Source organism: Pseudomonas sp. LBUM1660 (genome assembly GCF_059695935.1).
In genome coordinates this window covers 436840-458535 of record NZ_CP166795.1, presented here as the reverse complement: position 1 = coordinate 458535, position 21696 = coordinate 436840, and the positions used below count along the sequence as shown (strand labels likewise).

Below are 21696 nucleotides of genomic sequence, written 5' to 3'. Positions count from 1 at the left end.
TATTGGATTGAATCATTAGGCAGCTATATGCTTTTTTCATTGCCTGACCGGCTGCGCCCTCCGAGGTCTGAAGTGAAAACTGCTGTCGCCCCTCTTGCCCATGAAGTTCCGCCCGCGGCGGTGGACGATGTTGTCGCCGAATTGAAAGAGATTTACATCGAGAAAGGCACGCCGATGTTCATGCGCACGGTACTGGCGCTGTTCTCCGGCGGCTTCGCGACCTTCGCCCTGCTCTACTGCGTGCAGCCGATGATGCCGCTGCTGTCCCACGAGTATTCGATCAATGCGGCGCAGAGCAGCCTGATCCTGTCGGTGGCCACCGGCATGCTCGCCATTGGCTTGCTGATCACCGGCCCGATTTCCGATCGTGTCGGACGCAAACCGGTGATGGTGGCGGCGCTGTTCGCTGCTGCGTTGTGCACCATGGCCAGCGCGATGATGCCAAGCTGGCAAGGCGTGCTGGTGATGCGGGCGTTGATCGGGTTGTCGTTGAGCGGCCTGGCGGCGGTCGCCATGACGTACCTGAGCGAAGAGATCCACCCACAACACATCGGCCTGGCGATGGGCTTGTACATCGGTGGCAACGCGATCGGCGGGATGAGCGGGCGCTTGATCACCGGTGTGTTGATCGACTTTGTCAGTTGGCACACGGCGATGCTGGTGATCGGCGGTTTGGCGCTGATCGCGGCGACGGTGTTCTGGAAAATCCTCCCCGAATCACGCAACTTCCGCGCTCGCTCGCTGCACCCGCGCAGTCTGGTTGATGGCTTTACCATGCACTTTCGCGACGCCGGTCTGCCGCTGCTGTTCCTAGAAGCTTTCGTGCTGATGGGCGCGTTTGTCACCCTGTTCAACTACATCGGCTATCGCTTGCTGGCCGAGCCGTATCACATGGACCAGGTATTTGTCGGTCTGCTGTCGGTGGTGTACCTGTCGGGTATCTACAGCTCGGCGAAAATCGGCTCATTGGCCGACCAACTGGGCCGGCGCAAAGTGATGTGGGCGACAATTGTGCTGATGCTCGCCGGCCTTGCGCTGACGATGTTCACACCGCTGCCGCTGGTGATTATCGGCATGTTGATCTTCACCTTCGGCTTCTTCGGCGCGCACTCCGTGGCCAGTAGCTGGATCGGACGGCGGGCGATAAAGGCCAAGGGGCAGGCTTCGTCGCTTTACCTGTTCAGCTATTACGCCGGATCGAGTATTGCGGGGACAGCGGGCGGGGTGTTCTGGCACTTGGGCGGATGGAACGGCATCGGCTTGTTCATTGGTGCGTTGCTGGTGATTGCGCTACTGGTGGCGTTGAAGCTGGCGAAGTTGCCGCCACTCGGCGATTTAAAAACCTGACACAAATCCCCTGTGGGAGCGGGCTTGCTCGCGAAAGCGGTTCGTCAGGCAACATCGATGCTGACTGACACCCCGTCTTCGCGAGCAAGCCCGCTCCCACCTTTGACCGAGTACGACCCGATTCCCCAAACAAAAACGCCCGGCAAATGCCGGGCGTTTTTTATTGGGCGACGATCACTCGTGATACTGCGCCGACAACTCGTGAACCGCGCGCATGAACGCCCCCGCATGTTCCGGATCAACTTCCGGCGTGATGCCATGACCGAGGTTGAACACGTGACCACTGCCCTTGCCGTAGCTCGCGAGGATGCGGCCGACTTCGGCGCGAATGGCTTCTGGCTTGGCGTACAGCACGGTCGGGTCCATGTTGCCTTGCAGGGCGACTTTGTTGCCAACGCGCCGGCGGGCTTCGCCGATATCGCAGGTCCAGTCCAGGCCCAAGGCGTCAGCACCGGCGTCGGCGATGCTTTCCAGCCACAGGCCGCCATTCTTGGTGAACAGGATGACCGGCACTTTGCGGCCTTCGTGTTCGCGGATGAGGCCGCTGACGATTTTGCGCATGTAGGCCAGGGAGAACTCCTGGTACGCCGCCGCCGAGAGGTTGCCGCCCCAGGTGTCGAAGATCTGCACCGCTTGCGCGCCGGCCATGATCTGGCCATTGAGGTAGCTGGTGACCGACTGCGCGAGCTTATCCAGCAGCAGGTGCATGGCTTGCGGGTTGTCGTAGAGCATGGCTTTGGTCTTGCGGAAGTCTTTCGACGAGCCGCCTTCGACCATGTAGGTGGCCAGGGTCCATGGGCTACCGGAGAAGCCGATCAGCGGCACGCGGCCGTTCAGTTCGCGGCGGATGGTGCTGACCGCGTCCATGACGTAGCCGAGGTCTTTGTGTGGATCCGGAATCGGCAAGGCTTCGATGTCGGCCATCGTACTGACGACTTTCTTGAAGCGCGGACCTTCACCTGTTTCGAAGTACAGGCCTTGGCCCATGGCATCCGGGATGGTGAGGATGTCGGAGAAGAGGATCGCCGCGTCCAGTTGCGGATAGCGGTCGAGCGGCTGCATGGTGACTTCGCAAGCGAACTCCGGGTTCATGCACAGGCTCATGAAGTCACCGGCCTTGGCACGGCTGGCGCGGTATTCCGGCAGGTAGCGACCGGCCTGACGCATCATCCATACCGGCGTGACGTCTACGGGTTGCTTGAGCAGGGCGCGAAGGAAACGGTCGTTCTTCAGGGCAGTCATGTCGGCATCCGGAAAAAAAGTGCGGGCATTTTCTCAGAGCGCGACGCAAAAGGCACGGTTGCAGGTCAGCCTTTTGTCTATCGGGTCAATTTGTCGCGGTGGAACACGGCTTTCGCAACACCACAAAACCAATGTGGGAGCGGGCTTGCTCGCGAAAGCGGTGTGTCAGTCGAAATCAATTTTGACTGTTACACCGCTTTCGCGAGCAAGCCCGCTCCCACATTTTGATCCCATTTCACGTCAGGATCGGGGTTAGACGCCCAGGTAATCCAGGATCCCTTCAGCCGCATTGCGGCCTTCGAAGATCGCCGTTACCACCAGGTCAGAACCGCGAACCATGTCGCCACCGGCGAAGATTTTCGGGTTACTGGTCTGGTGCTTGTATTTACCCTGCTCCGGTGCCACTACGCGGCCCTGGCTGTCGGTCTGGATGCTGAACTGCTCGAACCACGGCGCCGGGCTTGGACGGAAACCGAAGGCGATGACCACGGCGTCGGCCGGGATGATCTCTTCGGAGCCCGGGATCGGCTCAGGGCTGCGACGGCCACGGGCGTCCGGTTCACCGAGACGGGTCTCGACCACCTTCACGCCTTCGACCTTGTCCTCACCAACAATGGCAATCGGCTGGCGGTTGTAGAGGAATTTCACGCCTTCTTCCTTGGCGTTCTTCACCTCTTTGCGCGAGCCCGGCATGTTCGCTTCATCACGACGATAGGCGCAGGTCACCGACTTGGCGCCCTGGCGAATCGAGGTGCGGTTGCAGTCCATCGCCGTGTCGCCGCCACCGAGCACCACCACTTTCTTGCCTTTCATGTCGACGAAATCTTCCGGCGACTTTTCAAAGCCCAGGTTGCGATTGACGTTGGCGATCAGGAAGTCGAGCGCGTCATGCACGCCCGGCAAATCTTCACCGGCAAAGCCGCCCTTCATGTAGGTGTAGGTGCCCATGCCCATGAACACGGCATCGTATTCTTCGAGCAGTTGCTCGACGGTCACGTCCTTGCCCACTTCAGTGTTCAGGCGGAACTCGATGCCCATGCCGGTGAAGACTTCGCGACGATTGCTCAGCACGGTCTTTTCCAGCTTGAACTCGGGGATGCCGAAGGTCAGCAGACCGCCGATTTCCGGGTTCTTGTCGAACACCACCGGGGTCACGCCGCCGCGTACCAGCACGTCGGCACAGCCCAAACCGGCCGGGCCTGCGCCGATGATCGCAACACGCTTGCCGGTCGGTATGACCTTGGACATGTCCGGGCGCCAGCCCATGGCGAACGCGGTGTCGGTGATGTATTTCTCGACCGAACCGATGGTCACCGCGCCGAAGCCGTCGTTGAGGGTGCAGGCACCCTCGCACAGACGATCCTGCGGGCACACTCGGCCGCATACTTCCGGCAAGGTGTTGGTCTGGTGCGACAGTTCGGCGGCCTGGAGGATGTTGCCCTCGGCCACCAGTTTCAGCCAGTTCGGAATGAAGTTGTGCACCGGGCACTTCCATTCGCAATACGGGTTACCGCAACCCAGGCAGCGGTGGGCCTGATCGGCCGAATGCTGGGGTTTGAAGGGTTCGTAGATCTCCACGAACTCTTTCTTGCGTTGACGCAACAGTTTCTTCTTCGGATCTTTGCGCCCGACGTCGATGAACTGGAAGTCGTTATTCAGACGTTCAGCCATTGTTAAAACCTCATCAAACTCTTCAGGCGCATATCACTGCGGGTTGGCACGGGTGCTGGAAAGCAACGATTTCAGGTTGGCAGCCTTGGGCTTGACCAGCCAGAAACGACGCAGATAGTCATCGAGGTTTTCAGCGAGGTTACGGCCCCATTCGCTGTCGGTTTCCTCGACGTATTCGTTCAGCACGCGTTGCAGGTGGCTGCGATAGGCTTCCATCGCCTCACCGCTGATCCGCTGGATTTCCACCAGTTCGTGGTTGACCCGGTCAACGAAGCTGTTGTCCTGGTCGAGCACGTAGGCGAAACCGCCGGTCATGCCTGAGCCGAAGTTGTAACCGGTCTTGCCCAGGACGCAGACGAAACCACCGGTCATGTACTCGCAGCAGTGGTCGCCCGTGCCTTCCACAACCGTGTGGGCACCGGAGTTACGCACGGCAAAACGCTCGCCCGCGGTGCCGGCGGCAAACAACTTGCCGCCCGTGGCGCCGTACAGGCAGGTGTTGCCGATGATGGCACTGTCCTGAGTCTTGTAGACGCTGCCCTTCGGCGGAACGATAACCAGCTTGCCGCCGGTCATACCCTTACCGACGTAGTCGTTGGCGTCGCCTTCCAGGTACATGTTCAGGCCACCGGCGTTCCACACACCGAAGCTCTGACCGGCCGTCCCTTTGAAGCGGAAGGTGATCGGCGCGTTCGCCATGCCTTGGTTGCCGTGCTTGCGGGCGATTTCGCCGGAGATCCGCGCACCAATCGAACGGTCGCAGTTGCAGATACTCAGCTCGAAATCAGCGCCGCTCTTGTCGTTGATGGCCGAAGTGGCCATGTCGACCATTTTCTCGGCCAACAGGCCTTTGTCGAACGGCGGGTTGCGGTCGACCTGGCAGAACTGAGGCTTGTCTGCCGGGATGTGATCGCTGCCCAGCAATGGCGTCAGGTCCAGGTGTTGCTGCTTGGCGGTCTGGCCTTCGAGGATGTCCAGCAGATCGGTACGACCGATCAGCTCTTCGAGGGAACGCACGCCCAGCTTGGCCAGCCACTCACGGGTTTCTTCGGCGACGTAGGTGAAGAAATTCACCACCATGTCGACGGTACCGATGTAGTGATCCTTGCGCAGCTTCTCGTTCTGAGTCGCGACGCCGGTGGCGCAGTTGTTCAGGTGGCAGATACGCAGGTACTTGCAGCCCAGGGCGATCATTGGCGCGGTACCGAAGCCGAAGCTTTCAGCGCCGAGGATCGCAGCCTTGATCACGTCGAGGCCGGTTTTCAGGCCGCCGTCGGTTTGCACCCGGACTTTACCGCGCAAGTCGTTGCCACGCAGGGTCTGGTGGGTTTCGGCCAGGCCGAGTTCCCACGGTGCGCCTGCGTATTTGATCGAGGTCAGCGGCGATGCGCCGGTGCCACCGTCGTAGCCGGAGATGGTGATCAAGTCCGCGTAGGCCTTGGCCACACCGGCGGCGATGGTGCCGACGCCCGCTTCTGCAACCAGCTTCACCGAAACCAGAGCCTTCGGGTTGACTTGTTTCAGGTCGAAAATCAGCTGCGACAAGTCTTCGATCGAGTAGATGTCGTGGTGCGGCGGCGGCGAAATCAGGGTCACGCCCGGCACGGCGTAACGCAGCTTGGCGATCAGACCGTTGACCTTGCCGCCTGGCAGCTGACCACCTTCACCAGGCTTGGCGCCCTGGGCGACTTTGATTTGCAGCACTTCGGCGTTGACCAGGTATTCCGGAGTTACACCGAAACGGCCAGTCGCGACTTGCTTGATTTTCGAGCTCTTGATGGTGCCGTAGCGCGCCGGGTCTTCGCCGCCTTCGCCGGAGTTGGAACGCGCACCGAGGCGGTTCATGGCTTCGGCCAGGGCTTCGTGAGCTTCTGGCGACAACGCACCAAGGGAGATGCCCGCGGAGTCGAAGCGCTTGAGCACCGATTCCAGCGGTTCGATCTCGCTGATGTCCAGCGGCGTGTCGAGGGTCTTGACCTTGAACATGTCGCGGATCATCGACACCGGACGGTTGTCCACCAGCGCCGTGTATTCCTTGAACTTGCTGTAGTCGCCCTGCTGCACAGCGGCTTGCAAGGTGCTGACCACGTCCGGGTTGTACGCGTGATATTCGCCACCGTGGACGAACTTCAGCAGACCGCCCTGCTGGATCGGCTTGCGCGGGCTCCAGGCTTCGGCGGCCAGGGCTTTCTGCTCGGCTTCGATGTCGACGAAACGCGCCCCCTTGATGCGGCTCGGAACGCCACGGAAGCTCAGTTCGCAGACTTCTTCAGACAGGCCGATGGCCTCGAACAATTGCGCACCGCGGTACGAGGTGATGGTCGAGATACCCATCTTCGACAGGATCTTGAGCAGACCTTTGGTGATGCCTTTGCGGTAGTTCTTGAACACCTCATAGAGGTCGCCCAGGACTTCACCGGTACGGATCAGGTCGCCCAGCACTTCGTAGGCCAGGAACGGATAGACCGCCGAGGCGCCGAAACCGATCAGCACCGCAAAGTGATGCGGGTCGCGAGCCGTCGCGGTTTCCACGAGGATGTTGGAGTCGCAACGCAGGCCTTTCTCGGTCAGGCGGTGGTGCACCGCGCCGGTGGCGAGCGAAGCGTGGATCGGCAACTTGCCCGGGGCAATGCGACGGTCACTCAGCACGACCTGGGTGCGGCCGGAGCGCACGGCTTCTTCAGCCTGATCGGCGACGTTGCGGATGGCCGCTTCGAGGCCGACGCTTTCGTCGTAGTTGAGGTCGATGATCGCACGCTCGAAGCCCGGACGATCCAGGTTCATCAGCGAACGCCACTTGGCCGGGGAAATGACCGGCGAGCTGAGGATCACGCGCGAGGCGTGTTCCGGCGACTCCTGGAAGATATTGCGCTCGGCACCGAGGCAAATCTCCAGCGACATGACGATGGCTTCACGCAGCGGGTCGATCGGTGGGTTGGTGACCTGCGCGAACTGCTGACGGAAATAGTCGTACGGCGTACGCACGCGCTGGGACAGCACGGCCATCGGCGTATCGTCGCCCATCGAGCCGACGGCTTCGTAGCCTTGCTCGCCGAGCGGACGCAGCACCTGATCACGTTCTTCGAACGTGACCTGGTACATCTTCATGTACTGCTTGAGCTGGTCCACGTCGTAGAACGCCGAACCGTGGTCGTTGTCTTCCATGGTCGCCTGGATGCGCAGGGCATTCTTGCGCAGCCATTGCTTGTACGGATGACGGGACTTCAAGCGGTTGTCGATCGCGTCGGTGTCGAGGATCTGACCGGTTTCGGTGTCCACGGCAAAGATCTGACCTGGGCCTACGCGGCCCTTGGCGATCACGTCCTCAGGCTGGTAATTCCAGACACCGATTTCGGAAGCCAGGGTAATGAAGCCGTTTTTGGTGGTGACCCAACGCGCCGGACGCAGACCGTTACGGTCGAGCAGGCACACCGCGTAACGACCGTCGGTCATTACCACGCCGGCCGGGCCGTCCCACGGTTCCATGTGCATCGAGTTGTATTCGTAGAACGCCCGCAGATCCGGGTCCATGGTTTCGACGTTCTGCCACGCAGGCGGAATGATCATCCGCACGCCACGGAACAGGTCGATGCCACCGGTGACCATCAGCTCGAGCATGTTGTCCATGCTGGAGGAGTCGGAACCGACACGGTTGACCAGCGGGCCGAGCTCTTCCAGGTCCATCAAATCGTTGCTGAACTTGGTGCGACGGGCCACGGCCCAGTTGCGGTTGCCGGTGATGGTGTTGATCTCGCCGTTGTGCGCCAGGAAGCGGAACGGTTGAGCCAGCGGCCATTTCGGCAGGGTGTTGGTGGAGAAGCGCTGGTGGAACACGCAAATCGAGGTTTGCAGGCGCTGGTCGCTGAGGTCTGGATAGAAGGCGGTCAAGTCCGCCGGCATCATCAGGCCTTTATAAATGATGGTCTTGTGCGAAAAGCTGCAGATGTAGTGATCGGTGTCGGCGGCATTGGCCACGGACGAGCGACGACGGGAGGTGAACAGCTTGATCGCCATGTCCTGATCGCTCAGGCCTTCACCGCCGATGTACACCTGTTCGATCTGCGGCAGGCGCTCCAGGGCCAGGCGGCCGAGGACGCTGGTGTCGATCGGCACTTTGCGCCAGCCGACAAGTTGCAGGCCGGCAGCGAGGATCTCGCGGTTCATGTTCTCGCGAGCGGCTTCGGCTTTGACCGGGTCCTGGTTGAAGAAGACCATGCCTACGGCATATTGCTTGGGCAGTTCGACGCCGAAGGTTTCCTGGGCGATGGCTCGCAGGAACACATCCGGCTTTTGAATCAGCAGACCGCAACCGTCACCGGTCTTGCCGTCGGCGTTGATCCCACCGCGGTGGGTCATGCAGGTCAGGGCCTCGATGGCCGTTTGCAAAAGGGTATGACTGGGCTCGCCCTGCATATGGGCTATCAGGCCGAAACCACAGTTATCCTTGAATTCATCTGGTTGGTACAGACCTGCTTTCATAGACACTTTCTCACCAGGCTGCCTCTTTTCGAGGCAAATTTCTTTTCAATTCAACCACTTGCGATCCGCGCCGAACGTTCGTCGGCTTAGCGGGGGCAAAAGGGTGGTCATTGTACACAGCGACACAGAGGCTCACAAATTTGACGACGAACTGTCGCAAATCTATGTCGCATTTGTGAAAGGTTTAAAGCGATCTGCTGTGCTAGTCAAAACTTTTTTAATTTTGACCGCAACGACTCAAAGACTACTGTAACGCAGACACCACAAGGCACGCGGCCTGGAGAGGCGGCGCGCACTTGCAGAAATTTTGAGGTGCTTGGAGAGGCGGCCTGGGTAAGGCCGCCGAATCTTCAGCGAGTTGTTGCCAGTTCCTGTTGGACGCTGGCGACAGTGCGAGGCCAAGGTTTACCAGCCTGAACCTTCGCTGGCAAGGCCTTGATGGCGGTCAGGGCTGCATCGCGGTTGGCGAAGTTACCGTAGGTGATGACGTAAAGCGGCTTGCCGTTGAGGACTTTCTTGAAATAACGGTACTCGCCGCCTTGCTCTTTCACGAAGTTTTGCGCGGTCGCTTCGGAGCTGGTGCCGAGGATCTGCACCACGTAGTTGCTTGTAGGCTGCCCGGCGTACCAGGTGCCACCGGCGCCTTTCGCAGGAGCGGCGGCTGGCTTCTCGACCGGCTTGGCGGTAGCCACGACGGCTGGCTTGGCTGGCGCTGGAGTCGGCTTCACGGCAGGCGCAGTCGGGACTGGCTTGGCGGTCGCGACCTGAGTCGGCGCTGGGGCCGGTTTAGCGGCAGGCGTTGGCGCAGGGCCAGGCTGGATGCCCGCCGGCGGCGCAGTGGTGGTCACGGTTGGCGGTGTAGCGCTGGAACCTTCGACCGGCACACCGTCGTCGCCTTCGGTAATGCCACCGGCTGCTTCGGCCAGCGGACCGCGCATGACCGGTTGCGAGTTGCCGACCAGCGGCAATGGCATCGGTTGCGAATTACCGGCGAATTCGACGGAAGGCGCACCGCCGCTGTTCGGTTGCGGCGTGCCCTGGCCGAGTGGCAGTTGCGCCTGTTCGTTGGCAGGCGCGCCGGTGGTCGGTGCTTTGCTGCGACCCGGCATCAACCAGGCGGCGGCTACCGCGACCACGACGACGGCGGAAATCGCCAATACGTGTTTCTTCGGCATGTTGAACCCCATACTTGGACGCTTGACCGCTGAGCGGCTGGCAATCATGGCTTCGATCATTGCATCGCGGGCAACCTGGTTGATGGTGCCAGGCCAGCCGTCGGAGCTTTCGTGAATATCAGAGATCTGTTCTGCGGTGAAAAGTTCGATACCCCGGCCGGCGCCTTCGAGCCGCTGGTCCAGGTATTCGCGGGTTTCTTCTTCGGTGTAAGGCTGCAACTCGATGACGTGGAAGCGCTCTTCCTCGAGGCTCAGCGCATCCAGTTGCGCAATCAGCGACGACTCACCGAACAGGAACACATGCGGACGACCTTCCGGCGCACCGGCGGCCAGGGCCAGCAGGGCCTCCAGCGCGGACTCGTCGAGCTGCTCGGCGTCATCCACCAGCAAATAGACTTCCTGCCCGGTCAGCGCAAGCTGCACGACCTGGGCCAGAATCGCGTTGACCTCAGCCTGGGCGACGTTCAGCGCCTGGGCCACCTGACGCAGCACGCCGGCCGCATCGCCAGCACCACGGGCGGAAACCACCACGCTTTGCACCGATTGCTTGTTGGTGCTGGCTACCAGGGCTTGGCGCAACAGGGTCTTGCCGCTGCCCTGCGGGCCGGTAACCACCAGCAGCAACTGGCTGTAACGTGCCAGGTGATGCAGTTGCCCCAGCACCGGTTTGCGCTGGGCCGGGAAGAATTTGAAGCCAGGCACCCGTGGAGCAAAAGGGTCATGACTCAACTGGTAATGGCCGAGGAAAGCCTCGTCGGCATGCAAACTAGTCATCGGGATCTTATTAACCTTTAAGCTGAGCCAGGGCGCGGTAATCCGCTCCCAGCGTGGCCTGTAAAACTTCTTTCGGATAATCGTCGGTCACCACTGCTTCGCCCATGCGGCGCAGCAGCACCAGGCGTAAACGACCGTCGATCACTTTCTTGTCAATTGCCATGTGTTCGAGAAAATCGGCTTCGGTCATCTCTTCCGGTGGGATGACCGGCAGGCCGGCACGCTGAAACAGGCGAATGCCGCGATCGCGCTCTTGCTCGCTGATCCAGCCCAGTCGCGCGGACATTTCCAACGCCATTACAGTGCCAGCAGCGACGGCTTCACCATGAAGCCAGACACCATAGCCCATATGGGTTTCGATAGCGTGGCCGAACGTGTGACCCAGGTTCAACGTGGCGCGAACACCGGTCTCCTTCTCGTCAGCACCGACCACCTCAGCCTTGGCGGCGCAGGAACGCTCGATGGCATACGTCAGGGCGACCTGGTCCAGGGCGCGCAGGCGATCGACGTTTTCTTCGAGCCAGGTCAGGAACGGCTCGTCGCAGATCAGCCCGTACTTGATGACTTCCGCCAGCCCCGCAGAGAGTTCGCGGGCCGGCAGGGTATTGAGGGTCGCGGTATCGATCAGCACGACGTTCGGCTGATAGAACGCGCCGACCATGTTCTTGCCCAGCGGATGGTTGATCCCGGTCTTGCCGCCCACAGAGGAGTCGACTTGCGACAGCAACGTGGTCGGGACCTGAATGAAATCAACACCGCGCTGATAGCAGGCAGCCGCGAAACCGGCCATGTCACCAATCACACCGCCACCGAGGGCGATTACCGTGGTACGGCGGTCGTGGCGTGCAGTCAGCAGGCCGTCGAAAATCAGTTGCAGGGTTTCCCAGGTCTTGAAGGCTTCGCCGTCTGGCAGCACCACGGAAATCACCGAGAACTGCGCGAGGCTGCGGGTCAGACGTTCAAGATAGAGCGGCGCAACGGTCTCGTTGGAGATGATCGCTACTTGCCGCCCGCGAATATGCGGGGCCAGCAGCTCAGGCTGATCCAACAAACCTTCGCCAATGTGAATCGGGTAGCTGCGCTCGCCTAGATCGACCTTGAGTGTCTGCATGTGTCCCCACAGTGAAGATGGAATCAGGCGTCCTGCCTTGAGTTAACGAATGTCCACGGCGTCTGCTGGTGTGACGCCGTTCGGTAGCCATCCGCCACAACCTTGAGCGGCCATGACCGGACGCCGAGGATAGCGCATTTCGCGCTGCGCTTTAACGGGGAGGTAGCTGCTGCAAGCGCTCGAGAATATCGAGCACGACCATTCGCGGCGGCCGCTCATCGGTTTCCACCACCAGGTCGGCGATTTCCCGATACAGCGGATCGCGGATCGCCAACAGATCCCGCAGGGTCTTGGCCGGATCGGCGGTGCGCAACAAGGGTCGATTGCGATCGCGGGACGTGCGGCCGACCTGCTGCTCGACTGATGCATGCAGATAGACCACCCGCCCCCCGGCGTGCAGCGCCCGACGATTGGCTTCGCGCATCACCGCGCCGCCACCGGTCGCCAGCACCACGCCATCGCAGCCGCACAGCTCGGCAATCATCGCCTGCTCGCGGTCACGAAAGCCCGGTTCGCCTTCTTTATCGAAAATCCACGGGATATTGGCGCCCGTGCGCAATTCAATTTCCTTATCGGAATCTTTGAACGGCAGGCGCAGCTCTTTGGCCAGCAACCGGCCGATGGTGCTTTTTCCAGCCCCCATCGGTCCAACAAGAATCAAATTTCGCACAGAATCAATGACTCACAGCAATCGCCTGGTTATTCATGATACGCGGAGTGAGAAATACCAGCAGCTCGGATTTTTTCTCCGAAACCACGTCACGCCGGAAAAGGCGGCCAAGATACGGCACATCACCGAGAAATGGCACCTTATCTACAACCTTGCTCTGAGTATTTGAGAAAACCCCGCCGATCACGATGGTCTCGCCATCATTGACCAGGACCTTGGCATTGACCTCGTTTTTCTTGATCGGTGGTACATCCTGGACCTTGTTCAGGTAGTCCGGCTCATCCTTGGTGACTTTGACCTCCATGATGATCCGGTTGTCCGGGGTGATCTGCGGCGTAACCTCAAGGGACAGCGACGCCTCCTTGAACGACACCGACGTGGCACCGCTGGAGCTGGCTTCCTGATAGGGAATCTCGGTGCCTTTAAGGATTTTCGCGGTTTCCTTGTCGGACGTGACCACCTTGGGTTGCGAGACGATTTCGCCGTTACCGGTCTTCTCCATCGCGGTCAACTCCAGGTCCAGCAGCACGTTATCGGTGATGAAGGCGATGCCGATCCCCGAGGTGTTGCCCGCAGCGCCCAGGTCGACAAACGGCGAGTTGGTGCTGGTGCTGCCCGGAGTACCGATAGTGGTCGACGAACCATTGCTGACGCCGGATGTGTTCCAGTTGCCCTTGTTCTGCACCGAACCACCCCAGCGCACACCGAGGCTTTTGTCGTAGTCGACGTTGGCTTCGACGATTCGCGCCTCGATCATCACCTGACGCACCGGGATATCCAGTTGCGCGACGATGCGACGAAGTTCGTCGAGTCGGTCCTGGGTCTGGTAGGCAATGATGTTGTTCGTCCGCTCATCGACCGTAATCGAGCCCCGCTCGTCGATTTTCGATTCGGCACTGGTCACCGACGTGAACAGCTTGGCGATGTCCGCAGCCTTGGCGTAGTTGACCTGCAGCAACTCACGACGCAAAGGCGCCAGTTCGGAAATCTGCTTCTGCGATTCCAGTTCCTGACGTTCACGCGCGGCGATTTCATCGGCCGGCGCCACCAGCAGGACGTTGCCGATCATGCGTTTGTCCAGGCCTTTGGTTTTCAGCACCAGGTCTAGCGCCTGGTCCCACGGCACGTTCTGCAAACGCAAGGTGATGCCGCCTTGCACCGTGTCGCTGGCCACCAGATTGAGGTTGGTGAAATCGGCGATCAGTTGCAGCACCGAACGCACGTCAATGTCCTGGAAATTCAGCGAGAGTTTTTCACCGGTATAGGCAAAGCGTTCGGCGTTGCGCTTTTGCAGGTCATCGACGGTCATTGGCCGAATGCTGACTGTAAGCTTGTTGTCGGTCTGATAGGTCGAATAATCGAACGCTCCGCTGGGCTCGATACTGATCGTGGCCCGATCGCCCGTGGCGCTGGCATTGACGAACTGCACTGGAGTGGCGAAATCCTTGACGTCCAGTCGCACGCGCAACGGCTCTGGCAATTGGGTTTTGGCGAAACCGAGGATGATCTTGCCGTCGCGCTCCTGGATGTCCGGGGCGATGGACGGATCCGACAGATCAATCACCACGTTGCCTTCACCCTGAGTGCCGCGCTGGAAATCCACACCGCGGATGGCCTTGCCGACGGGCGCATAGGCTTTCGTCGGGGCGGGCGCTGCAGTCGCTGCGCGGGTAGTCGGCCGGGGCGCTTTGTTGTTGGCGCCTTGCCCGACCACCACGATCAGGTTGTTGCCCTCGACACGGGCGCTGTACGGGGTCAACTGGGTCAGATTGATGATTAGCCGCGTCCGGTCCTTGGCTTCCACCACCGTCGCGCTACGGGCATTGCCGCCGCCCAGCTCACGACTCTTGCTCGAAAGCTGATTGACCACGCCGGGCAGATCCAGCGCGATTCGTGCAGGCGACTCGGTCGTATAACCGTGAGGTTGCGGTGGCGGGCCATCGAAAGACAACTTCAACTCGACACGATCACCCGGCAGCGCGGCAACATCCAGCGCTTTGAGGTTGGCCGCTTGTACCATCGGCGACAGCAACGCTATCCATAGCGAGATACCGAGGGTTGAGAAAATCCTGTTCATTATTCGAGTTCCACTATGAGTGCTCTTTCAAAGGGATGGTCCGTGGCCGTTCCAGCCAGGCACCTTCGCCGTCGGGAACGATTTCGACCACATCGACTTGCGAGCCGCTGATGGCGACGATCCGTCCATCGTTACGCCCCAGGTAATCGCCGACTTTCAGCCGATGCACCCCGCCTGCCCCGCGCAACAGCGCAAAGGAGCCGGTCGCATTGGAGATCGTGCCGACCATTTCAAACTGCTCGATGTTGAAACCTTCGAGGTATTGCCGGGCGCGGCTGGGGTCGGGCTTGACGTTGCGCGAGCCGCGCTTCTGCCCCGCCAGGTCGACCCTGACCTGCCGGGAAAACGGGCTGCGCAGGTTGGCAGCGCTGTAGGTGAATGTGGGGTAAGACCGGAACGTCGGCGTTGGTTCAATCTTGCCCGGCGGCCTGAGACGCACTTCATTCATGAAAGCGTCGAGGTCGCCGACGTCATTGCCGTTGCCGCAACCGGCCAGGCCAGCGAGCAACACAACCATCAACAAGCAACGAATCGGGTTCATTTCTGCAACCCCTTGTCGTTGTAGCGATAGGTCTTGGCAAGGATGCTCATGCGCAGTTTCGGGCCGCCCTCGGGGTCGGCCGGCGCAAGGTCGAAATCATGCAGCGTAACGATCCGCGGCAACCCGGCCACGCCACTGACGAACGTCGCCAGGTCGTGATAGGCACCCGTCACGGTGATCTGGATCGGCAGTTCGATGTAGAACTGCTGGGTTACCTCCGGCAGCAGCTTGATCTCTTCGAACTCCAGCCCGCTACCGAGGCCAGTGCGGGTGATGTCCTCCAGCAGCCCGGGCACTTCGGTGTCACTGGGCAATTGCCGCAGCAGCACGCCAAAAGAGTTCTCCATCTCTTTCATCTGTTGGGTATACAGCTCCAGGTTTGCCGCCATGTGCGCCTTGTTCGCGAATTGCTCCTTGAGGGTCGACTCCTCTTCACGCTTGAGTTCGAGGTGATCTTCCTGATCGCTGATGTAAAAGGTGTAACCGAGGGCCAACACCAGAACCACGAGCAAGCCCCCCGCCAGCGCCTTGATCGCCGGCGGCCAGGAACCCATGTTGTTGGTGTCCAGATCGTTGATGTCGATCTTGCGCAGGCCTTCGAACCATTCCGAGGGGCTCATTTGCCAGCCTCCACAACGGCGGGCTGAGTCTGACGGACGGTCAACTGAAAGACGTTGGCCTGATCCAGCTGACCGGCGGTGGTGGCTTTGACTTCCGTGAGACTCGGCGCATCGAACCAGTCGGACGCATCCAGATTGCGCATCAGGTCCGAAACACGATTGTTCGATTCCGCCGCGCCGGTGATGGACAAGGTTTTGCCGGCCATTTTCACTTCGGTGAAATACACCCCGTCCGGCAGGGTACGCGCCAACTGGTCGAAAATCCGCCCGCTGATCGGACGGTTGCCTTGCAGGTCCTGGATGATGCGCATGCGCTCGACGAGCTGCTGGCGACGGGACTTCAAGTCGCTGATCTGCTTGATGCGCTCGTCGACCACGGCAATCTGTTTGCCGATGAAATCGTTACGCGCCACTTGTCGGTCAATGGCGCCACTGATGACCTGGTCGGCAATGAAAATCGCGCCCACCGAGCACGCCAGAACGCCGACCAGTGCCAGCAAAAAGCGTTTGCGACGCTCTTCACGAAGTTCTTCGCGCCAGGGTAAAAGATTGATCCGCGCCATCAGTCGAAACTCCTGAGCGCGAGCCCGCAGGCGATCATCAGTGCTGGCGCATCGCTTGCCAGGGCCCCGGCGTTGACCTTGCTGCTCAACGCCATGTCGGAGAACGGATTGGCCACCTGGGTCGGCGTGCCCAACCGCTGTTCGATCAGGCGATCAAGCCCCGGGACCGACGCGGTACCGCCAGCCAGCAGGATGTGATCGACCGCGTTGTACTGACCGGAAGCGAAGAAGAACTGCAGCGACCGGGAAACCTGCTGCACCAGCGCCTCGCGAAAAGGCTGCAAGACTTCGCTGACGTAGTCATCCGGCAACCCGCCCTGCTTCTTCGCCAGCCCCGCCTGCTCGATGGTCAGGCCATACCGGCGCTGGATTTCCTCCGTGAGCTGACGACCGCCGAACAATTGTTCCCGGGTGTAGATGATCCGCCCGTTGTACAGCACGCTCAGGGTGGTCATGGTCGCGCCGATGTCGACCACCGCCACGGTCAGCCCCTCCTGCGAGACCGCCAGTTGACCGGCCAGCAGGGAGAACGATCGCTCCAGCGCATAGGCTTCGACGTCCACCACTCGCGCCGTCAGGCCGGCCAGCGCCAGGGCAGCCTCACGCACCTCGACGTTTTCCTTGCGACAGGCCGCCAGCAGCACATTGACCCGCTCGGGGTTACGCGCCGACACGCCCTGGACTTCGAAGTCGATGGCGACTTCGTCCAAAGGATAGGGGATGTACTGATCGGCCTCGATCTTCAGCTGGTTTTCCATCTCGTCGTCGGAAAGACCTGCGTCCATCTCGATGGTTTTGGTGATGACTGCCGAACCGGCGACGGCCACGGCGACATTCCTGAGGTTGGTTTTGGCCTTGAGCAGCACGCGCGCGAGTGCCTGGCCCACGCCTTCGAGTTCGGCGATATTTTTTTCGACCACTGAGTTGGCGGGCAAGGGCTCGACCGCATAGGCCTCGACCCGATAACGCTCACCCTGGCGACTGAGCTCAAGCAGCTTCACCGACGTGGAGCTGATGTCGATGCCCAGAAGCGTATTGGCTTTCTTATTGAAGAGTCCTAGCACTACCAATTCCCTATGACTATCCGTGTCTTACGGACTCTGTAATACCCGTTGCGTTCAAACCACCCGTCTTGACAGCAGCGCAAATGACGCCCTCGACGGAAAAATGCTTATAATGCCCAGCGTTTTTTTCCGGTTTTACTGCAAGCGCGGGTTGCTCCCTGTTTATCTGAACCCTGTTGCCTAATTCATTCTTTGCCCTGGATATCCCAAAGCCTTGATTCGTCTGCTGAAATTTTTCGGTTGGTCCATCGTCGCCGTTTTCTGCGGACTGCTCCTTGGTCTGAGCGGCGCGTTTCTTTACCTTAGTCCGGGATTGCCATCTGTGGAGGCTCTGCGAAGCATCCAGTTGCAGATTCCATTACGGGTATACAGCAGCGACAACAAGCTGATCGCAGAATTTGGCGAAATGCGCCGCACACCGATCCGTTTCGCCGACATTCCCCCCAATTTCATCAATGCGTTACTAAGTGCTGAAGACGACAATTTCGCCAACCACTACGGTGTCGATCCCAGCAGCCTGATGCGCGCAGCGACCCAACTGATAAAAAGCGGACACATCCAGTCCGGTGGCAGCACTATCACCATGCAGGTGGCGAAGAACTTCTTCCTGACCAGCGAACGCAGTTTCTCGCGCAAAACCACCGAAATCCTCCTGGCCCTGCAGATCGAACGGCAGCTGAACAAGGACGAGATCCTCGAGCTATACGTCAACAAGATTTACCTGGGCAACCGCGCCTACGGCATCGAAGCCGCCGCGCAGGTTTACTACGGCAAATCGATTCGCGACGTCAGCCTGGCGCAGATGGCGATGATCGCCGGCCTGCCAAAAGCCCCTTCGCGCTTCAACCCGCTGGCCAACCCGGCCCGCAGCAAGGAACGTCGCGACTGGATCCTGGGGCGCATGTACAAACTCGGCAAGATCACCGAAGCCGACTACACCACCGCGATCAACGAACCGCTGAACGCCAGTTACCACGTGCCGACCCCGGAAGTGAACGCCCCGTACATCGCTGAAATGGCCCGTGCCGAAATGGTCGGCCGCTATGGCAGCGATGCTTACACCGAAGGTTTTCGCGTGACCACGACGGTGCCGAGCAATCTTCAGGAAATGGCCAACACCGCGGTGCACGAAGGCTTGATGACCTACGATCAGCGTCACGGCTATCGCGGTCCTGAGTCGCGCCTGCCGGGCAAGACTCGCGAGGCCTGGGCCACCGAACTGACCAAACAGCGGACCATCAGCGGCCTTGAGCCGGCCATCGTCACCCAGGTCGACAAGAACGGCCTGCAAGTGATCACCCGCACCGGTGAAGAACACGTCGCCTGGGACAGCATGAAATGGGCGCGTCCGTTCCTGAATACCAACAGCATGGGCGCCAATCCGAAGCAGCCGTCGGACGTGGCTCAGGTCGGTGACCTGATTCGCGTGCAGCGCCAACCGGACAATTCGCTGAAATTCAGCCAGATTCCGCAAGCGCAAGGCGCGCTGGTTTCCCTGGATCCGCAGAACGGCGCCATTCGCTCGCTGGTCGGCGGTTTTGCCTTCGAGCAGAGCAACTACAACCGCGCCATGCAGGCCAAGCGTCAGCCGGGCTCGAGCTTCAAGCCCTTCGTGTACAGCGCCGCGCTGGATAACGGCTACACCGCCGCCAGCCTGGTGAACGATGCGCCGATCGTGTTCGTCGATGAATACCTGGACAAGGTCTGGCGCCCGAAGAACGACACCAACACCTTCCTCGGCCCGATCCGCCTGCGTGAAGGGCTGTACAAGTCGCGCAACCTGGTATCGATCCGACTGGTACAGGCGCTGGGCATTGATCGCACCATCGACTACATCAGCAAGTTCGGCTTCAACAAGCAGGACCTGCCACGCAACTTGTCCCTGGCCCTGGGCACCGCGACCCTGACGCCAATGGAAATCGCCACCGGCTGGAGCACCTTCGCCAACGGTGGCTACAAAATCAGCCCGTACATCATCGACAAGATCGAAAGCCGCAATGGCGACACGCTGTTCGTCGCCAACCCGCCGAGTGTTCCTCAGGGCGACACAGCGACCAACGGCATCGCCGCACCGACCGACGCCCAGGCGTTCACGGTCAATGCGACGCCGGGGGAAGCGCCGGCCGCACCCGGCACTGCGCCGCAAACGCCGGCCGTGGCCGAACGCATCGTCGACGGTCGCACCACTTACATCCTCAACAGCATGCTTGAGGACGTGATCAAACTCGGCACCGGCCGCCGCGCACTGGCCTTGGGTCGCAGTGACATTGCGGGCAAGACCGGTACCACCAACGAATCCAAGGACGCCTGGTTCTCCGGCTACAACGCCGATTACGTGACCACCGTCTGGACCGGGTTCGATCAGCCTGAAAGCCTGGGCAAACGCGAGTTCGGTGGCACCGTCGCGCTGCCGATCTGGATGAACTACATGGCTGCCGCGCTCAAGGACAAGCCGCCCCACACCCAACCAGAGCCGGAAGGCATTCTCAGCCTGCGGGTTGACCCGGTCAGCGGCCGCGCGGCCAGCCCAGGCACGCCAGGCGCGTACTTCGAGCTGTTCAAGGCCGAAGACACGCCTCCGTCGGTGAATGAGCTGGGTAACGGCAATGCGCCGGGCAGCCCACTGCCTGCGGATGAAGCGGCGCCGATCGATTTGTTCTGATCGCGTAGCGCAATGCGAAAGCCCCGCCTTCGGAAGAAGAGCGGGGCTTTTTATGGCCTGCAGGTTTTGCTTTGTCCTTGAGGGCCTCTTCGCGGGCAAGCCTCGCTCCTACGGATATGGAAAGTTCCCAGCGTTTGCCCCTGTAGGAGCGAGGCTTGCCCGCGAAGAGGCCCTTACAGACACCACAAAAACCACAGACAAAAAAAGCCCCGACTCATACGAATCGGGGCTTTCGGTTGAAGCGCTACAACGGCTTAGCCGTTGAACACGTCATCCACGCTTTTCAGCGGGTAGTTCTTCGGATACGGCAGGGTCGCTACGCCGGTCTCGATGGCAGCCTTGGCCACGGCATCGGAGATCACGGTGATCAAGCGAGCATCCATTGGCTTCGGAATGATGTACTCACGACCGAATTCCAGCTTGATGCCGCCGTAGGCGTCGCACACTTCCTGAGGAACCGGCAGCTTGGCCAGTTCACGCAGGGCGTTGGCCGCTGCCACTTTCATCTCTTCGTTGATGCGCTTGGCGCGAACGTCCAGGGCTCCACGGAAGATGAACGGGAAGCCCAGTACGTTGTTGACCTGGTTCGGGTAGTCCGAACGGCCGGTCGCCATGATCACGTCGTCACGGGTGGCGTGCGCCAGTTCCGGGGAGATTTCCGGATCCGGGTTGGAGCACGCGAACACGATCGGGTTGGCCGCCATGGATTTCAGGCCTTCAGCGCTCAACAGGTTCGGGCCGGACAGGCCAACGAACACGTCAGCACCGGTCAGGGCGTCAGCCAGGGTGCGCTTGTCGGTCGCGTGAGCGAAGACAGCTTTGTACTGGTTCAGGTCGTCACGGCCGGAGTGGATCACACCGGTACGGTCAACCATGAAGATGTTTTCGATGTTGGCACCCATGCTCACCAGCAATTTCATGCAGGAGATGGCGGCCGCACCGGCGCCCAGGCAGACAATCTTGGCGTCAGCCAGGGTTTTGCCAGCGATTTCCAGGGCGTTGATCATGCCGGCAGCAGTAACGATCGCGGTGCCGTGCTGGTCATCGTGGAATACTGGAATGTCGCACTGCTCGATCAGAGCGCGTTCGATCTCAAAGCACTCAGGCGCCTTGATGTCTTCCAGGTTGATGCCACCGAAGGTGATGGAGATACGCTTGACGGTGTCGATGAAGGCTTGCGGGCTTTCGGAGTCGACTTCGATGTCGAAAACGTCGATGCCGGCGAAGCGCTTGAACAGCACGCCCTTACCTTCCATCACTGGCTTGGAAGCCAATGGGCCGAGGTTACCCAGGCCGAGAATCGCGGTGCCATCGGAAATGACTGCAACCAGGTTGCCTTTGCCGGTGTATTTGTAGGCCAGTTCAGGATCGCGGGCGATTTCGCGTACTGGTTCGGCTACGCCGGGGCTGTAGGCCAGCGACAGGTCGCGGGCGGTAGCGGTGGCCTTGGTGAGCTCGACACTCAGCTTCCCTGGACGAGGATGGGCGTGATATTCGAGAGCGGCAGTTTTCAAATCAGACATGTGGGCATTCCGCTTTTACTGTTGGACAGACGGACCGCCGAGGATACGCGTGTCGCAAAGTCCCCACAAGACTGACCAGTCACCCCTGTCAAGCGCCCTGCCTTACGACTTTGGGCCAAGAGCCGCGGAACACAAGGGATAGACTGTTCACAATCGCCATAAAAAATGTCTACAATT

At 60.4% G+C, this 21696-nt stretch carries 14 protein-coding genes; 2 read left to right on the top strand and 12 right to left on the bottom strand.

The window, feature by feature from the left end; genetic code table 11:
• The first annotated feature begins 120 nt into the window (after window positions 1-120).
• Window positions 121-1347: an MFS transporter gene (locus ACA068_RS02190; RefSeq protein WP_497310526.1), complete on the top strand. Its 1227-nt coding sequence runs from the start codon at window positions 121-123 to the stop codon at window positions 1345-1347.
• Between the two features lie 174 nt (window positions 1348-1521).
• Here ACA068_RS02190 and hemE read toward each other — a convergent pair whose 3' ends face one another.
• From hemE to ACA068_RS02135, 11 genes are all read right to left on the bottom strand, one after another.
• On the bottom strand, window positions 1522-2589 hold the full coding sequence (gene hemE, locus ACA068_RS02185; protein ID WP_497307257.1) for a uroporphyrinogen decarboxylase: 1068 nt from the start codon (window positions 2587-2589) through the stop codon (window positions 1522-1524).
• Window positions 2590-2841: 252 nt separating this feature from the next.
• Window positions 2842-4260 (bottom strand): FAD-dependent oxidoreductase, encoded by a 1419-nt coding sequence (locus tag ACA068_RS02180; protein WP_497307255.1) that lies wholly within the window; start codon window positions 4258-4260, stop codon window positions 2842-2844.
• A 33-nt stretch (window positions 4261-4293) separates the two neighbouring features.
• Window positions 4294-8739, bottom strand: coding sequence for a glutamate synthase large subunit (gene gltB / locus ACA068_RS02175; protein ID WP_497307253.1), 4446 nt, complete (start codon window positions 8737-8739; stop codon window positions 4294-4296).
• Between the two features lie 350 nt (window positions 8740-9089).
• Window positions 9090-10688 (bottom strand): SPOR domain-containing protein, encoded by a 1599-nt coding sequence (locus ACA068_RS02170; RefSeq protein WP_497307251.1) that lies wholly within the window; start codon window positions 10686-10688, stop codon window positions 9090-9092.
• A gap of 10 nt (window positions 10689-10698) precedes the next feature.
• Window positions 10699-11799 (bottom strand): 3-dehydroquinate synthase, encoded by a 1101-nt coding sequence (aroB, locus tag ACA068_RS02165; protein WP_497307249.1) that lies wholly within the window; start codon window positions 11797-11799, stop codon window positions 10699-10701.
• 151 nt (window positions 11800-11950) lie between these two features.
• A complete protein-coding gene (gene aroK / locus ACA068_RS02160; protein WP_010464421.1) occupies window positions 11951-12469 on the bottom strand; it encodes a shikimate kinase AroK in 519 nt (172 codons plus the stop codon).
• A gap of 4 nt (window positions 12470-12473) precedes the next feature.
• Window positions 12474-14546, bottom strand: coding sequence for a type IV pilus secretin PilQ (locus ACA068_RS02155; RefSeq protein ID WP_497307248.1), 2073 nt, complete (start codon window positions 14544-14546; stop codon window positions 12474-12476).
• A 13-nt stretch (window positions 14547-14559) separates the two neighbouring features.
• Complete coding sequence (locus ACA068_RS02150) at window positions 14560-15087, bottom strand: pilus assembly protein PilP (RefSeq protein WP_497307246.1); 528 nt, start codon at window positions 15085-15087, stop codon at window positions 14560-14562.
• Window positions 15084-15707 carry a type 4a pilus biogenesis protein PilO gene (pilO, locus tag ACA068_RS02145; protein WP_497307244.1) on the bottom strand — a complete coding sequence of 208 codons (624 nt, stop codon included), beginning with the start codon at window positions 15705-15707 and terminating at the stop codon, window positions 15084-15086. The genes ACA068_RS02150 and pilO overlap by 4 nt, the downstream gene beginning before the upstream one ends.
• Entirely contained in the window at window positions 15704-16270 is a 567-nt protein-coding gene (locus tag ACA068_RS02140) for a PilN domain-containing protein (protein ID WP_497307242.1), read from the bottom strand. The genes pilO and ACA068_RS02140 overlap by 4 nt, the downstream gene beginning before the upstream one ends.
• Complete coding sequence (locus tag ACA068_RS02135; RefSeq protein ID WP_497307241.1) at window positions 16270-17334, bottom strand: pilus assembly protein PilM; 1065 nt, start codon at window positions 17332-17334, stop codon at window positions 16270-16272. Before ACA068_RS02135 ends, ACA068_RS02140 begins: the two co-directional genes overlap by 1 nt.
• 217 nt (window positions 17335-17551) lie before the next feature.
• Between ACA068_RS02135 and ACA068_RS02130 the strand changes: the two genes are divergently transcribed.
• Window positions 17552-19996: a penicillin-binding protein 1A gene (locus tag ACA068_RS02130; protein WP_497310525.1), complete on the top strand. Its 2445-nt coding sequence runs from the start codon at window positions 17552-17554 to the stop codon at window positions 19994-19996.
• A gap of 254 nt (window positions 19997-20250) precedes the next feature.
• On the opposite strand, the gene ACA068_RS02125 is transcribed toward ACA068_RS02130, so the two are convergent.
• The gene (locus ACA068_RS02125; RefSeq protein WP_201115270.1) at window positions 20251-21519 is read right to left on the bottom strand and encodes a malic enzyme-like NAD(P)-binding protein; all 1269 of its coding nucleotides are present in this window, start codon (window positions 21517-21519) and stop codon (window positions 20251-20253) included.
• Window positions 21520-21696: the final 177 nt, after the last annotated feature.